Source organism: Ruania albidiflava DSM 18029, from assembly GCF_000421225.1.
Lineage (GTDB): Bacteria > Actinomycetota > Actinomycetes > Actinomycetales > Beutenbergiaceae > Ruania > Ruania albidiflava.
The window spans coordinates 19,094-34,967 of the sequence record NZ_ATWL01000010.1 but is presented as its reverse complement, the minus strand read 5'-3'; the positions used below and the strand labels follow the sequence as shown (position 1 = coordinate 34,967).

12 protein-coding genes are annotated in these 15,874 nt (G+C 69.1%); 10 read left to right on the top strand and 2 right to left on the bottom strand.

The window, feature by feature from the left end:
• Positions 1–417 precede the first annotated feature (417 nt).
• The 3 genes from K338_RS0112260 to K338_RS0112250 all read left to right on the top strand — a co-directional run bounded on the left by K338_RS0112260 (position 418) and on the right by K338_RS0112250 (position 5,070).
• Complete coding sequence (locus K338_RS0112260) at positions 418–2,304, top strand: ABC transporter family substrate-binding protein (RefSeq protein ID WP_022918465.1); 1,887 nt, start codon at positions 418–420, stop codon at positions 2,302–2,304.
• A gap of 166 nt (positions 2,305–2,470) precedes the next feature.
• On the top strand, positions 2,471–4,003 hold the full coding sequence (locus K338_RS0112255; RefSeq protein WP_022918464.1) for an ABC transporter permease: 1,533 nt from the start codon (positions 2,471–2,473) through the stop codon (positions 4,001–4,003).
• Positions 4,000–5,070 (top strand): ABC transporter permease, encoded by a 1,071-nt coding sequence (locus K338_RS0112250; protein ID WP_022918463.1) that lies wholly within the window; start codon positions 4,000–4,002, stop codon positions 5,068–5,070. The genes K338_RS0112255 and K338_RS0112250 overlap by 4 nt, the downstream gene beginning before the upstream one ends.
• 53 nt (positions 5,071–5,123) lie before the next feature.
• Here K338_RS0112250 and K338_RS24540 read toward each other — a convergent pair whose 3' ends face one another.
• On the bottom strand, positions 5,124–5,705 hold the full coding sequence (locus tag K338_RS24540; protein ID WP_022918462.1) for a PH domain-containing protein: 582 nt from the start codon (positions 5,703–5,705) through the stop codon (positions 5,124–5,126).
• 71 nt (positions 5,706–5,776) lie between these two features.
• Between K338_RS24540 and K338_RS22400 the strand changes: the two genes are divergently transcribed.
• The 5 genes from K338_RS22400 (at position 5,777) to K338_RS22390 (ending at position 13,888) form a co-directional block, all read left to right on the top strand.
• Positions 5,777–7,618, top strand: coding sequence for an ABC transporter ATP-binding protein (locus K338_RS22400; RefSeq protein ID WP_022918461.1), 1,842 nt, complete (start codon positions 5,777–5,779; stop codon positions 7,616–7,618).
• 227 nt (positions 7,619–7,845) lie between these two features.
• A complete protein-coding gene (gene typA / locus K338_RS0112235) occupies positions 7,846–9,768 on the top strand; it encodes a translational GTPase TypA (RefSeq protein ID WP_022918460.1) in 1,923 nt (640 codons plus the stop codon).
• Positions 9,769–9,826: 58 nt separating this feature from the next.
• Positions 9,827–11,323 (top strand): PIG-L family deacetylase, encoded by a 1,497-nt coding sequence (locus K338_RS24535; RefSeq protein ID WP_022918459.1) that lies wholly within the window; start codon positions 9,827–9,829, stop codon positions 11,321–11,323.
• Complete coding sequence (locus tag K338_RS0112225) at positions 11,310–11,804, top strand: flavin reductase family protein (protein WP_022918458.1); 495 nt, start codon at positions 11,310–11,312, stop codon at positions 11,802–11,804. Before K338_RS24535 ends, K338_RS0112225 begins: the two co-directional genes overlap by 14 nt.
• Before the next feature lie 140 nt (positions 11,805–11,944).
• On the top strand, positions 11,945–13,888 hold the full coding sequence (locus tag K338_RS22390) for a VanW family protein (protein WP_022918457.1): 1,944 nt from the start codon (positions 11,945–11,947) through the stop codon (positions 13,886–13,888).
• A gap of 86 nt (positions 13,889–13,974) precedes the next feature.
• Here K338_RS22390 and K338_RS0112215 read toward each other — a convergent pair whose 3' ends face one another.
• Positions 13,975–14,193 (bottom strand): putative acetyltransferase, encoded by a 219-nt coding sequence (locus tag K338_RS0112215; RefSeq protein WP_027286774.1) that lies wholly within the window; start codon positions 14,191–14,193, stop codon positions 13,975–13,977.
• A gap of 160 nt (positions 14,194–14,353) precedes the next feature.
• Here K338_RS0112215 and fdxA point away from each other — a divergent pair, with 160 nt between their 5' ends.
• Positions 14,354–14,671: a ferredoxin gene (gene fdxA / locus K338_RS0112210; RefSeq protein WP_022918455.1), complete on the top strand. Its 318-nt coding sequence runs from the start codon at positions 14,354–14,356 to the stop codon at positions 14,669–14,671.
• Between the two features lies 1 nt (position 14,672).
• On the top strand, positions 14,673–15,830 hold the full coding sequence (gene dapC, locus K338_RS0112205) for a succinyldiaminopimelate transaminase (protein ID WP_022918454.1): 1,158 nt from the start codon (positions 14,673–14,675) through the stop codon (positions 15,828–15,830).
• Positions 15,831–15,874: the final 44 nt, after the last annotated feature.

The window sequence follows — 15,874 nt, the reverse complement described above, 5'->3', positions numbered from 1 at the left end:
CTCAGGCACCGATGAATTCGCCGGATCGATGACGCCACTTACTTTGCGTCTCGCCCTCTTAGACAGTTATCTCACAAAATGAGATCAACTGTAAGTTGTCCACCTGAGCAGGGAGAACGGGTTCGCTCCACCGTCCGCAGGGTGGGACGAAGCCGGACTCAGGCGGATTCGCCGCATCGGTCAGCTGACCAAGAATCCCTTGTGAACGCCACGGCGGGGTGCTCGAAAGAGCGGACAGTAGACATCGGGGTCACTCTTAGGTAACGATGCGGCTACAACATCGCGATTGGCGGGTCCAACAGCAACGGGGCGTGTGTACAGTTCCGGTGTCCATGGCGGACGCATCGCTCGGCAGGCCCACCAGGCCATCCCGGAGAATTCCGGGGCCGGGCACCGACGCCATCTCTAGGAGGAACATTGAAGATCAGGCGAATTTCCGCCGCCGCTGCAACGGTTGCAGCGGGCGCGCTCGTGCTGAGCGCGTGCCAGACGCCGGCACCCGAAGACAACGACGCCGGTATCGAGCAGGGCACGGCGGTCACGGTTGGCTGGAACCAGTCGTACTACGAGTACAACACGGACAGCGCCACCGGTAACGCCACGGCGAACTCGATCGTCAACTACATGATGAACTCCGGGTTCAACTACTACGACGGCGACCTGAACCTGGTGCAGGACAGCTCGTTCGGTAGCTACGAGAAGCTCAGCGACGACCCGCTGACCGTCAAGTACACGATCAACGACGACCAGCAGTGGTCTGACGGCACCCCGGTGACCGCAGCCGACCTGGTGCTCTACTGGGGAGCCATGGGCGGCAACTTCAACACCGAGGAGTACGATCTCGACGACGAGGGCAACCCGATCGACGAGAACGGCGACCCGATCCCCGAGGACGAGCTCGCGAACGCGGTGTTCTTCAACTTCACCAGCCCGAGCGTGGGCCTGGTCGAAGAGTTCCCGGAGATCTCCGAGGACGGCCAGTCGGTCACCTTCACCTACACCAAGCCGTACGCGGACTGGGAGGTCAACCTCGGAGTCGGCGTGCCTGCGCACGTGGTCGCGATGCACGCGCTGGGTATCGAGGACCCGACCGAGGCCACCCAGGCGCTCCTCGATGCCTTCGAGAACAACGATGCCGAGAAGCTCGCCCCGATCTCGGACTTCTGGAACACCGGCTTCGCCTTCGGCGACACCCTGCCCGACGACGAGTCGCTCTACCTGTCCAACGGCGCCTACCTGCTCACCGACTTCGTCCGGGACCAGTACGTCACGCTGAAGGCCAACCCGGACTACACCGGTGACCACGCTGCGCAGATCGAGACGGTGACGATCCGGTACAACGAGGACCCGATGGCTCAGGTGCAGGCCCTGGACAACGGTGAGCTCGACCTGATCTCGCCGCAGGCCAGCGCCGACACGCTGACCGCGCTGGAGGAGCTCGGTGACGGCTTCGACGTCATCACCGGTATCGAGGGCACCTACGAGCACATCGACCTGATGTTCGACAACGGCGGCCCGTTCGACCCGGCGACCTACGGCGGGGACGAGGACACCGCCCTGGCCGTGCGACAGGCGTTCCTCAAGCTCATCCCGCGTCAGGAGATCGTCGAGCGGATCATCACCCCCCTGAACCCGGACGCTGAGGTGCGCAACTCCTACACCCAGATCCCCGACTCGCCCGGTTACGGCCCGGTGACTGAGGCCAACGGGATGGAGGAGATGTACCCGCTCGAGGTCGACGTCGAGGGCGCCAAGCAGCTGCTCGAGGATGCCGGTGTGGAGACCCCGATCGAGGTGCGGTTCCTCACCGCTGCCGACAACGTGCGCCGTCAGGACGCGCTGGTGCTGGTGCAGAACTCCGTGGAGCAGGAGGACCTGTTCACGATCGATGACAAGTCCAGCGGCGACTGGGGCTCGGAGCTGTCCGACCCCAGCATCTACGACGCCTCGATGTTCGGTTGGCAGTCCACGTCCACCGCGGTGACCGAGTCGGCGGCGAACTTCCGCACCGGCGGCGGTAACAACTTCGGTGCCTTCTCCAGCGACCGGGTGGACGAGCTGTACGACGAGCTCCAGGTGGAGACCGACCCAGACCGCCAGATCGAGATCCTCAGCGAGGTCGAGTCGATCCTGGTGGAGCAGGGCTTCGGTGTGACCATCTTCCAGTTCCCGTCGGTGACCGGTTACAACACCGAGCTCCAGGGTGTCGATCCGATCACGATCAACCCGACCATCTTCTGGAACTTCTGGGAGTGGAGCACCACCCTCACCGATGACGAAGGAGGCGAGTCCGCAGACGCCTGATCCAGGCAGCTGCTCCGTCGAGGAGACCACCACTCGTGGGGGGCGCCGAGCTCGGCGCCCCCCACGAGCGCGATGATTGCACCCGCCTTCCCTGACCGGTGCGGTGCCGGCTGCGCCGAGCTGACGTCCGGAGCCCGCCGACCCGGCCCCACGAGGTAACCCACCTATGCTGAGATTTTTCGTCCGCCGAGTGCTGATCGGCCTGGGCATCCTGCTCGTCTCCTCGCTGCTGATGTACCTGATGGTCGACCTGACCATCGACCCGCTGGAAGATCTGCGCACCAGCACAGCGCCGAACAAGGAGCTGATGATCGAGCAGCGGATCGAGCAGCTGCACCTGAACGATCCCGTCATCCAGCGCTATTTCGTCTGGTTGGGCCACTTCGTCACCGGCGACCTGGGCACCGCCTGGACGACGAACCGACCGGTTACCGAGATCCTGTCCAGCGCGATCGTCTCCACGCTGCAGCTGGTCACAGCAGCGACGGTGCTGGCGATCGTGCTCGGCATCGGCGTGGGCATCGTCTCCGCGCTGCGCCAGTACAGCTCCTTCGACTACCTGATCACCTTCATCTCCTTCCTGCTGTACTCGCTGCCCTCGTTCTGGGTGGCGGTGCTGCTCAAGCAGTGGGCGGCGATCGGGTACAACGACTTCCTCGCCGACCCGGTGATCGCCCTACCGGTGATGATCGGCATCGCCGTGCTCTTCGGCCTGCTCTGGTCGTTGGCGCTCGGCGGCCCACCGCGCAGCCGGCTGATCAACGGCGGCGCCGCGGCTGGGGTGACGTTCGTGGTGCTGCTCTACATCCAGCTCACCGACTGGTGGAGCACACCGAACGTCGGCCCGGTGCTGCTGGCGGTCACGTCCCTGGGTATCGCCCTGGGCGTCACCACGCTGTCCACCGGACTGAAGAACCGGCGTTCGTTGCTGACCGCACTGACCGTCGCCGCACTGGGGGTGGCGCTCTACGTACCGATGCAGTGGGCGTTCTACTACCTCACCCCGATGATGAACTGGGCAGTGGTGCTCGGGCTCGGCATCGTGGCTGCGGTCGTCGGTGGTGTCATCGGTGCGCTCTACCGCGGACCGGACTGGCGGCAGTCGGTGCGCACCGGTGCACTCACCGCAGTGCCCGTGGCCGGGCTGATCTTCGTCGACCGGGTGATGCAGGTCTGGCCGCTGTACGCCAGCGCGAACGCGATCGGCGGTCGCCCGATCCCCACCATCGGGGATCGCACCCCGAACCTGGGCGGAAACTTCTGGGTGGTCACCCTGGACCAGTACACCCACCTCATCCTGCCGACGATCTCGCTGATGCTGATCTCCTTCGCCGGCTACACCCGGTACGCACGCGGCAGCATGCTGGAGGTGATGGGTCAGGACTACATCCGCACCGCACGAGCCAAGGGCCTCACCGAGCGCACGGTGATCATGCGGCACGGGTTCCGCAACTCCCTGATCCCGATGGCCACCATCGTGCCGATCGACATCATCACTCTGATCGGCGGTGCGATCATCACCGAGAACATCTTCGGCAGACCGGGGATGGGGCAGATGTTCCTGCGACATCTGGATGGCAACGACATCGAACCGGTGATGGCCTACCTGCTCATCGTGGCGTTCCTGGCGATCGTCGCGAACATCGTGGCCGACCTCATCTACGCCGTCCTCGACCCACGAATCCGGGTGGAAGCATGACCAGCGACCTGAACACTCCCCAACCACCTGAGGACTCCCCGGTCGGGGAGGCCGAGAACGCCATCGAGCTGCACGCTGTCGAGGGCAAGTCCCAGGGACAGATCGTCCGGGAACGCTTCTTCGGCCACAAGGGCGCCATGGCCGCCCTCGTCGCGCTCATCCTGATCGCCATCCTCGCGCTGTCCTCGATCGGGTTCCCGGTCTTCGGCTGGTACGTCGGCGGCTGGTGGCAGTGGAACCCGTACGAGACCCCCGCACTGGTCAACCCCGGCGGTGCGCCGACCCTGACGATGCCCTGGGGCGATGCCGGCTTCGCGATCGGCTCCCACCCGTTCGGTCAGGACACCCTGGGCCGGGACATCTTCGCCCGCACCATGAAGGGCGTGCAGACCTCGCTGATGATCATGGTGGTCGTGGGCATCGTGGTCACCGTGATCGGTGTGATCATCGGTGCCCTCTCCGGCTTCTACCGGGGCTGGGTGGACACCGGCCTGATGCGGCTGACCGACCTGTTCATCACCATGCCCACGCTGGTGATCGGTGCCGTGCTCGGCAAGCTGGTCGGTGGCGCGAGCGCACTGCCGCTGGCCCTCGCCCTCGGCTTGATCTCCTGGACCACGCTGGCGCGGCTGGTGCGCGGTGACTTCCTCTCCCTGCGGGAACGAGAGTTCGTGGACGCCGCCCGAGTGGCCGGTGCGAGCGACTCGCGGATCATCTTCAAGCACATCCTGCCCAACGCGATGGGCGTGATCATCGTCGCCGTCACCCTGTTGATGAGTGCGGCGATCCTGCTGGAGACCGCGCTGAGCTACCTCGGCTTCGGCATCCACTCCCCGAACGTCTCCCTCGGTTCGATGATCAGTGAGTACCAGAGCTCGTTCAGCACCCGACCGTGGCTGTTCTGGTGGCCCGGCCTGTTCATCATCGCCGTGGTGCTCAGCGTCAACTTCATCGGCGACGGGCTGCGGGACGCGTTCGACCCACGGCAGAAGAAGCTGCCTTCGGCCCGGGCGATGAAGCGCGCCGACCGGATCGCCCAGCAGCGCACCGGGGCCTCCACCTCGTGACCGGCATGCAGGTGACGGATCGCTTCCCCCGGCACGCCTCCGCCGTCGACGGCTCAGCCCAGCAGGTGCGAGACCACGGCGAGCCCGAGCGAGCCGGCCAGCACAGCGATCTCGCGCGTGTTCCAGGTGGTGGTGCTGGGCAGGGTGCCTACTGTGCGCCGACCCAGGTGACCAGCCTCGGCGAGCGCCTCCCTACGCTCGGCGATCGCCAGTGCTGCGGCATCCGCGTTACCGGTGCCCTGCAGCGGACCCGGTTCGGCACCGTCGCGCCCCGGTCGGCGCGTCCGGGCGGCCATCCCGCTGCTGGCCGGCACCGCCCAGGCGCTGACCTTGACGTCCGAGGCGACCACGGTCAGCGACCACTTGCTGTCCACGCTGCGCAGCGCCGGCCACGGTACGTGCACGGTGCGGAAGATGTTCGCCACCGTGATGCCGCTGTCGGCCACCTGCACGTGCGGACGCCAGAACAACGCCCAGGTGACCACGACCACGAACAGCACGGTCGGTCCGGACCGCCACAGCTCGCCCGCACCGCTGTGGCTGACGAAGAAGCCCAGCGCCACTGCGGCGACCACGGCGATCGCGACCGTCAGCACCCGTGCCATCGGCGTGCGGAACGTGCGAGTCTCACCCATGGGCCTATGCTCCCAAACAACTGCTGCGCTGCGGACGCAGCAGGCCCGGTAGGAAGGAACGGTGAGGACGCGTGAGCACGCCGACCACCACGGACACTGCCTCCACCACGTCGCGTCGCGGTGAACCGATCCTGCAGGTACGCGACCTGAGCGTGGACTTCTACGTCGAGGGTGAGTGGTTCTCTGCCGCCGACCAGATCTCCTACGACGTGCACCCCGGTGAGGTGCTCGCGATCGTCGGCGAGTCCGGGTCCGGCAAGTCCCAGTCCTCGATGTCCCTGCTCGGGCTGCTGCCGCCGAACGGCCGCACCCGCGGCAGCGCCAAGATGGGCGAGGTCGAGCTGGTCGGGCTGACCGGTCCGGCACTGCGACGCATCCGCGGCAACGAGATCGCGGTGATCTTCCAGGAGCCGATGACAGCCCTGAACCCGGTCTACCCGGTCGGCTTCCAGATCGTGGAGACACTGCGCACGCACTTCGACATGGGCCCCACCAGGGCCAAGGAGCGGGCGATCGAGCTGCTCGAGCTGGTGGAGATGCCCAACCCACAGGTGCGGTTCAACTCCTACCCGCACCAGCTCTCCGGCGGGCAGCGGCAGCGCGCCATGATCGCCCAGTCGCTGGCGTGCGACCCGAAGCTGCTGATCGCCGACGAACCGACCACCGCCCTGGACGTGACCGTGCAGGCGGAGATCCTCAAGCTGATGCGCGACCTGCGCTCCCGGATCGACTCCGGCATCATCCTCATCACCCACGACATGGGTGTGGTCGCCGACATGGCCGACTCGATCGTGGTGATGCGCCGCGGCAAGGTGGTCGAGCACGGCACCGCGGACGACATCTTCAACCGGCCCCAGCACGCCTACACCCGCGAGCTGCTCGGTGCGGTGCCGCACCTGGGCGGCAAGTCCGCCGTCCAGGTGGGTGAACGCGCACCGGGGGTCGCACCGACCCCCGGTGCGGGGGAAGAGGCCGCCGACCTGGCCGGTGCCCCGGTGATGGTCGCCAAGGACATGGTGATCGAGTACCCCAAGCACGGGCGGGTGCCCGCGTTCCGGGCCGTGGACCAGGTGGACCTGACCATCGGCGCCGGAGAGGTGGTCGGGCTGGTCGGCGAGTCCGGGTCCGGTAAGACCACGATCGGGCGCGCGGTGGTCGGGCTGCTGCCGGTGAAGGAAGGCTCGCTGACGATCGCCGGCCAGGACATGGTCGGCATCAAGCCCAAGGAGCTGCGCGCGCTGCGCAAGCAGGTGGGCATCGTGTTCCAGGATCCAGGCTCCTCGCTGAACCCGCGGCTGCCGATCGGGGAGTCCATCGGCGAACCCCTGTACCTGCACACCGGCATCAAGGGCGCGGAGCTGACCAAGCGCATCGACGTGCTGCTGGACCAGGTGGAGCTGTCCCGGTCCATGCGGAACCGGTACCCGCACGAGCTCTCCGGAGGGCAGCGCCAGCGGGTGGGTATCGCGCGGGCGCTCAGCCTGGAGCCGAAGATCCTGGTCGCCGACGAGCCCACCTCCGCCCTGGACGTATCCGTGCAGGCGCACGTACTGGACCTGTTCACCGAGCTGCAGCGCGAGCACGGGTTCGCCTGCCTGTTCATCAGCCACGACCTGGCAGTGGTGGAGATGCTCGCCACCCGGATCGCGGTGATGCACCACGGCAAGCTGGTCGAGGTCGGGCCCACCGCGCAGATCGTGGACGACCCGCAGGACCCGTACACGCAGCGGTTGATCGCCGCCGTGCCGGTACCCGACCCGGCCCGGCAGAAGGTCCGCCGGGAGCGCCGGGACGAGCTGCTCGCCGCGGCCGCGGAGGAGCTCGCCGCCGAGGAGGAGTACGCCGCCACGCACGGCGGCACCGACCGGCTCGCTGGGATGGACACCCAGCGGGGCCCGGGCACCGGCGTCTGACCAGCACGGCTGCCGCAGTACCCGGGTGCCGACGTGATGACCGGGGCGTTGCTGCGGTGACCAAGCACACGGACCGTGCTGTGACCGCGCTCTCCCCGCGACGGCGCGCGCGGCGGTAGGATTGCCCCTTGGCGCCCGTGTCTCCCGCTGCCTGGCCGGCCCTGTGCCTCGCAGCGCGTCGAGTGCGACCTGTGGCGCCGCCCTCCCTGGACGAAGAGAGAACTCGTATGAGCGTGCCCACCCTGCCCGCCGCGCTGCGCACCGACCTGCGCAACGTGGCCATCGTCGCCCACGTCGACCACGGGAAGACCACCCTGGTGGACGCGATGCTGTGGCAGTCGGGTGCGTTCGGGGACCACGAGCACGTGGACGAGCGGGCGATGGACTCCGGCGACCTGGAGCGGGAGAAGGGCATCACCATCCTGGCGAAGAACACCGCGGTGGCCTACGCCGGCCCCGCCGCGGTCGCCGCCGGCCACCCCGAGGGCGTGACCATCAACGTGATCGACACCCCCGGGCACGCCGACTTCGGCGGCGAGGTGGAGCGCGGGCTGTCCATGGTGGACGGTGTGGTGCTGCTGGTGGACGCTTCCGAGGGGCCGCTGCCGCAGACCCGGTTCGTGCTCCGCAAGGCCCTGGCGGCCGCCAAGCCGGTGATCCTGGTGGTGAACAAGGTGGACCGCCCGGACGCCCGCATCTCCGAGGTGGTCTCCGAGGCCCAGGACCTGCTGCTCTCCCTGGCCGCGGACCTGGCCGAGGAGGCCAGCGACCTGGACCTGGACGCCGTGCTGGACGTTCCGGTGGTGTACGCCTCCGCCAAGGCTGGCCGCGCCTCGCTCACCCAGCCGGCCGACGGTGACCTGCCGGACGGGCAGGACCTCGAGCCGCTGTTCGAGACCATCCTGGGTACCATCCCCGCCCCTTCCTACGACGCCGAGGCGCCGCTGCAGGCGCAGGTCACCAACCTGGACGCCTCCCCGTTCCTGGGCCGCCTGGCGCTGCTGCGCATCCACAACGGCACCATCCGCAAGGGTCAGAGCGTCGCCTGGGTGCGTCACGACGGCACCGTGCGCACAGTGCGGATCAGCGAGCTGCTGCGCACCCAGGCGTTAGACCGCATTCCGGCCACCGAGGCCAGCGCCGGGGACATCGTGGCCGTGGCTGGTATCGAGGACATCACCATCGGTGAGACCCTCACCGACCCCGAGGACGTCCGCCCGCTGCCGCTGATCACCGTGGACGACCCCGCGATCTCGATGACCATCGGGATCAACACTGCCCCGCTGGCTGGGAAGGTCAAGGGCGCCAAGGTCACCGCCCGGCAGGTCAAGGACCGTCTGGACCGCGAGCTGATCGGTAACGTCTCCCTGCGGGTGCTGCCCACCGACCGCCCGGACGCCTGGGAGGTGCAGGGCCGCGGTGAGCTGGCGTTGGCCATCCTGGTGGAGCAGATGCGCCGAGAGGGTTTCGAGCTGACCGTCGGCAAGCCGCAGGTGGTCACCCGGGAGATCGATGGGCGCACCCACGAGCCGATCGAGCGGGTGACGATCGATGTGCCCGAGGAATACCTCGGTGCTGTGACCCAGCTGCTCGCTGCCCGCAAGGGGCGGATGGCCACGATGACCAACCACGGCACCGGCTGGGTGCGGATGGAGTTCGTAGTTCCCGCCCGCGGCCTGATCGGCTTCCGCACCAGGTTCCTCACCGAGACCCGCGGTACCGGCATCGCCGCCTCGATCGCCGAAGGGTACGAGCCGTGGGCCGGGCCGATCGAGCTGCGCACCACCGGTTCCCTGGTGGCCGACCGACCCGGGGCGGCCACCCCGTTCGCGATGCTGAACCTGCAGGACCGCGGCACCTTCTTCATCCAGCCCACCGAGGAGGTGTACGAGGGCATGATCGTCGGCGAGAACGCCCGGGGCGACGACATGGACGTGAACATCACCAAGGAGAAGAAGCTCAACAACATCCGCTCCGCCACGTCCGAGTCGTTCGAGAACCTCACCCCCTCGCGCACCCTCACCCTGGAGGAGTCGCTGGAGTTCGCCCGCGAGGACGAGTGCGTGGAGGTCACCCCGGAGGCGGTGCGCATCCGCAAGGTGATCCTGAACGCCCACGACCGGCACAAGGCCGCCCGACGGAACACCTGACCCGCCCGCAGCGCCATCACATGCGCTGCCCTGCCCGCAGATGGGAGAGGATGGAGGGGTGAGCACCACGCCGACCGAGCCGCCAGACCAGCCGCGCCGCGTGCTCGCCGTGTTCGCCCACCCCGACGACGAGACGCTCTCCGCCGGCGGTCTGCTCGCCCTCCTGGCACAGACCGCTCAGGTGCACCTGGTCACCAGCAACCGCGGTGAGCGCGGCGAGGTGATCCCCACCGACATCGCCCACCTGGAGGGGCGTGCCGAGGAGCTCGCCGACCTGCGCGTCGCAGAGCTCACCGGGGCGACCCGAGCCCTCGGCATCACCGAGCAGACGTTCTTCGACCAGCTGCCTGGTCACTCCGGCCCGGGGCGGTACACCGACTCCGGGATGCGCTGGGACGGCGCCTCCCGTGTGCGTGCCCTGCCCGACCCGGACGCCGAGCCCAGCGCATTCAGCAAGGCAGATCCCGAACGCGCGGCCCAGGTGCTTGCCGCGCACGTGCGCTCCCTGCGCCCCGACCTGGTGGTCACCGACGAGCCGGACGGTGGCTACGGCCACCCCGACCACGTGCACGCCTCGACCGTCACCGCGCGCGCGGTTCGGCTTGCCGCCGATCCTCAGGCAGCCGTCGACGGCGAAGCATGGTCGGTCCCGGCCCTCGCCTGGATCGTGCGTCCCCTGTCCCAGGTGCGGGCCGCCGCCACCTGGTTGCAGCAGGCTCCGGCCCGGCCCCGGCTGAACGCTCTCGGCCGCGCCCTGCACGTGCTCGACGCCGACGGTGAGCAGCCCACGATCGTGGTGCCGGACGCGCAGGTGGATGCCGTGGTGGACACCACCAGCGTGGCGGAGCGGCTGCTGGCTGCGATGCACGCACACCGCAGCCAGGTGCAGGAAGCCACGGCGATCGCCCCTGCCGGTGCCCGCGGTGCGCAGCCAGTGGCGGACCACAGCGAGGACCGCCCGCGCCCGGACGTACCACCGGACGGGCAGCGACCGGACGCGACGATCGGCTGGTTCGCGCTGAGCAACGACATCCTCCAACCCATCTACGGCCGCACCTGGCTGCAGGCCGACGCCGCCTGGTGCAGCCCGGAGGCGCTGCGCGCCACGGTGACGGAGCTGACCGGCCCGGCACCCGCCGTCGGCGGCCCGGCCGGTACGGACGGGCGGGACCACCTACCACCGGAGCGCACCGTCGTCGAGGAGGCGCCCCGCTGGTACCTGATGGCGATGGGCCTGTTCACCGTGGTGCTGGGGGCAGTCTTCGCCGCAGCCGGCACCGCCTTCCACCGCTGGAGTGCGCCCTGGGGTGTGATCATGGCGCTGGTGGCGGTGGCCGCCGGGGGAGTGCTCGCCCGCAGCTTTGCCGACCGCAGAGGGGCGATGGGGTATGCGGCCGCTGTGCTGGTGACGATCTTCCTGGCCACCTGGTGGCGCCCCGGCGGCGACGTGCTGGTGGCCGCGCAACCGATCGGGTACGTGTGGCTGGTCGGATCGCTGCTGGCCGGAGTCGTGGGGATGGCCGCACCGCGAGGGTGGTTCCGTGACGAGCCTTGACCAGCAGGACGCCTTCCGGACGGCGATGGCCCGGCTCGCCTCCGGGGTGAGCGTGGTGGCCGTCCGAGACGGTCGGCACGACCTGGCGATGACCGCGACCTCGGTGGTGTCGGTCTCCCTCGACCCGCCGACCGTGCTGTTCTGCGTGCACTCCGACTCCCGGATCGCCGAGGCGGTCGCCGAGGGCAGCCGGTGGGCGGTGAGCGTCCTCGGCGAGCGGGGCCTGCCGGAAGCGGACTGGCTGGCCACACCGGGCCGGCCGACGCTGGACCAGCTCGCCCGCATCCCGCACCAGCGGGGCGAGGTCTCCGGTGCGGCCGTGCTCGATGCTGCGGCGGCCTGGGTGGAGTGCGAGACCGAGTGGGTGCGCGCCGCAGCGAGCCATGACGTGGTGGTCGGCCGGGTGCTGACCACCGGGGTGGAGCCGGAGCAGACGGGGGCGATCGTGCACCATCTGGGCCGGCTGCGGGCGTTGTCCTGACGGGACACAACCATCTGCGGTCCTCGTGCGTCACTGAAAGTGACGACGTGGGCGCGTGCGTGCACGCCGAAGCCCGGGACGCCAGGTAGAATCCGGCAGGGGCCACGTCGGAGCAGTGGCCGACTTGTGGAGGAAAACGGGTGCGAGGTGAGCAGACGCCAGGCTCTGAGGAGTCGCAGGGCGGTCAGCCGGACGAGGACGTCACGGCGACGAGCAGCTGGGGTCTGAGGTCCGAGCATGCTGAGCCGCACCCTGAGGCAAACGCCGAGGCCGGGCCTGACCAGGGCGAGACGCCCGAGACCAGCGAGGACAGCACCCAGGTCATCCCGGCAGCCGGCACCGACGAAGCCAACGAACCGACCACCGACGAGGACAGCGTGACCCCGAAGAAGCGACGCCGCGGCGCCAGGGCCGTCATCTGGGCGGCAGTGGTGCTCGTCGTGCTCGCCGGCGGCTACGTGGCCGGCGCCTGGTTCCTCGGCGACCGGGTCCCCGGTGAGACCAGCGTCGCCGGGGTGGACCTGTCCGGCCTGCCGGTCGACGAGGCCGAGCGGGTGCTCACCGAGGGGCTGGCCGACCAGACCACCGAGCCGATCGAGGTCACGTTCGACGACTCCACCACTGAGATCGACCCGGCGGAGGCCGGTCTGCAGCTGGACGCGGAGGCCACTGTCGCCTCCTTCACCGGCTTCACCCTCGACCCGAACGTGGTGCTCGGGCACCTCTTCGGGCTCGGGGACCGCGACCCGATCAGCACTGTGGACGAGGACCAGCTGCACAGCACGCTCGAGGAGCTCAGCGAACAGCTGGCCGTCGCCCCCACCGAGGGCGTCATCGAGTTCGTCGACGGTGAGCCGAAGGTCACCGACCCGGAGGACGGTGCCGAGCTGGACGTGCCGGCTGCCGGTGAGCTCCTCACCGAGGAGTGGATCACCGGCGAGCGCCCGCTGCCCCTGCCGAGCACGGCCGTGTCGCCGGAGATCGACCAGGAGCAGATCGATGCGGCGATGAGTGACCAGGTGGAGCCGATGATGAGCGGCCCGGTCACCCTGAAGGTGAACGACACCGAGGCCGAGCTCAGCCCGGCCGAGATGGTCTCCGCAGCCACGATGCCGGTGGAGGGCGACCACCTCAACCTCACCCTGGACGGGGAGCGGCTGGCCGAGCTGGTCGGGGAGAAGGTGTCCTCGATCGGGGAGACGCCTCAGGACGCGCGGATCGTGCTCCGAGACGGTGAACCGCACATCATCCCGGCAGTCACCGGGACGGGTCTGGACCCGGACGAGCTCGCCCAGGCGGTGCGAGAGGCCGCCGTGGATCCGGACGAGCGCACCGCGACCGTCGAGCTGGCGGAGACCGAACCGGACTTCTCCACCCAGGACGCCGAGGACCTGGGCATCACCGAGGTGATCGGCAGCTACGAGACCCCGTACCCGTACAACCCGCAGCGCACGACCAACCTCGAGGCCGGCACCGCGCACATCAACGGCACCCTGGTGATGCCGGGCGACCGGTTCTCCCTGCTGGACGCGCTGCGCCCGATCAGCACCGCCAACGGGTACGTCGCCTCTGGTGTGGTGGAGAACGGGTTCGAGTCCAACGCCGTGGGTGGTGGGCTCTCCCAGGTGTCCACCACCACGTTCAACGCCGCGTTCGAGGCGGGTCTGGCGGACGTCACCCACCAGCCGCACTCCCGGTACTTCTCCCGCTACCCGGAGGGCCGCGAAGCCACCCTCTGGGACCCGTCGATCGACATGGTCTTCGAGAACAACACCGGACACGGCGTGCTCATCCAGGCTTATGTGACCGACTCCAACGTGGTGGTCAAGATGTGGGGCACCGACGTGTTCGACGTGTCCATCAGCACCGGTGACCGGTATGACTTCACCTCCCCCCGCACGGTGTACAACACGTCCCCGCAGTGCATCCCTGAGGGCGGCGGGGAGAGCGGCTTCACCGTGCAGGTGACCCGGACGGTGAAGAAGGGCGGTGAGGTCGTGGAGCAGCGCACCTACACCCACGCCTACAGCCCGTGGAACCGGGTGGTGTGTGGTTCGCCGCCTAGCGACAACGACGACGACTGACCCCCCACGTCGCGAACGCTCTGGTTCGCGGCCGCTGAACCGATTCACCTCGCGAACCGGAGCGTTCGCGAGAGACGGGGGAGGGGTCAGCGGCGGTGCCGCGGTGCTGGCGGCGGGGGAACGTGCTTGCCGAGCACGATGTCCTCGGCAGGTACGGCGACCGGTCCGCGGCGGGTGCTCACCTCCACCCCGTCGGCGTCCACGCGGGTGAGCTCACCGAGCGCGTCGGAGTAGCCGCCCTCCACCCGGTAGCGCACCACCACCCGTTCGCCGACCCGCCACTGCCGCCAGAACTGCACCGTCATCGCCCCAAGCACCTCCTGTCGTGGACGAGCCTCCAGTCTCGCTGATCGGGCTGCCGGGCCGAGCCACCCCTGCCCGGCTGTCCCCACCCGTGGACGATGCGCGATACTGGAGGGAGGACCTGGGCGCGCAGCCCACTCCGCCAGCGATGAAGGGACAGCAGTGACGTACGTGATCGCGCAGCCCTGCGTGGATGTGAAGGACAAGAGCTGTATCGACGAGTGCCCGGTGGACTGCATCTACGAGGGGCACCGGATGCTGTACATCCACCCGGACGAGTGTGTGGACTGCGGGGCTTGCGAGCCGGTGTGCCCGGTGGAAGCCATCTACTACGAGGACGACACGCCCGAGCAGTGGGCGGAGTACTACGAGGCGAACGTCAACTTCTTCGACGACATCGGTTCTCCGGGCGGTGCCGCCAAGCTCGGCCTGATCCCCAAGGACCACCCGATCGTCGCCGCGTTGCCGCCGCAGGAATAGCGTGGGATTCGCGCCGCTCGACGAGCCCTACCCCTGGGACCGGCTGGCCCCCTACGCCGAGCGGGCGCGCGCCCATCCCGACGGTCTGGTGGACCTGTCCGTCGGCACCCCGGTGGACCCCACCCCCGCAGTGGTGCAGGACGCGCTGCGGGCAGCCGCGGACGCGCACGGCTACCCGACCGCGCACGGCACGCCAGCGCTGCGGTCGGCGATCAAGGACTGGTTCGCCCGCCGCCGCGGGGTCGCCGACCTGGACCCACGCGCAGCGCTGCCGACCGTGGGCAGCAAGGAGCTGGTCGGTCTGCTGCCCTCGCTGCTGGGCCTGGGCCCAGGTGATGTGGTCGTCGCACCGGAGATCGCCTACCCCACATACGCCGTCGGTGCCCGCCTGGCCGGCGCACAGGTGCGCCGTGCCGATGACGTCGCAACCTGGGCTGGCGACGAGACCGTCGCCCTGGTCTGGGTGAGCTCTCCGGCCAACCCCACCGGTGCCGTGCTCGGTGCAGCGCACCTGCGTCAGGTGGTCGCCGCTGCACGCCGCCTGGGCGCTGTGGTCGCCTCCGACGAGTGCTACGCCGAGCTGGCCTGGACCCAGCCGTGGACCTCCGACGGCGTCCCGTGCCTGCTCTCCGAGGAGGTCAGTGGCGGGGACCATACCGGTCTGCTCAGCCTGTACTCGCTGTCCAAGCAGTCCAACCTGGCCGGCTACCGCGCCGCGTTCGCCGCCGGCGACCCGGACCTGGTCGCCCGGTTGCTGCTGCTCCGCCGGCACCTGGGGATGATCGTGCCCGCCCCGGTGCAGGCGGCCATGATCGCCGCGCTCGGCGACGAGGCGCACACCCGCGCCCAGCGTGAGGTCTACCACACCCGGCGCGAGATGCTGGTGAGCGCACTGGTCCAGGCGGGCTACGCCGTCGACCACTCCGAAGCGGGGCTGTACCTGTGGGTCCGGCAGGCGCGGGGGAGGAGCAGCTGCTGGGAGATGGTCGCCGCCTTCGCCGATCAGGGCATCCTCGTGGCGCCGGGTGCGTTCTACGGGCCCTCGGCGGGCGGCCACGTCCGCCTCGCCCTCACTGCCACCGACGAACGTGTAGCCGCCGCCGCCCACCGCCTCACCACCGGGCCGTCAGGTCAGGAGTGCGCTCCAGGTCCCTCCTGACCTGACGACCGAAGGGTGGATAGGGATTTTTCGATTTCTGCACC

Coding starts and splice junctions, on each gene's coding strand:
- K338_RS0112255 (WP_022918464.1), top strand. CDS start 2,471: ATGCTGAGATTTTTCGTCCGCCGAGTGCTGATCGGCCTGGGCATCCTG.
- K338_RS0112250 (WP_022918463.1), top strand. CDS start 4,000: ATGACCAGCGACCTGAACACTCCCCAACCACCTGAGGACTCCCCGGTC.
- K338_RS24540 (WP_022918462.1), bottom strand. CDS start 5,705: ATGGGTGAGACTCGCACGTTCCGCACGCCGATGGCACGGGTGCTGACG.
- typA (WP_022918460.1), top strand. CDS start 7,846: ATGAGCGTGCCCACCCTGCCCGCCGCGCTGCGCACCGACCTGCGCAAC.
- K338_RS0112215 (WP_027286774.1), bottom strand. CDS start 14,193: ATGACGGTGCAGTTCTGGCGGCAGTGGCGGGTCGGCGAACGGGTGGTG.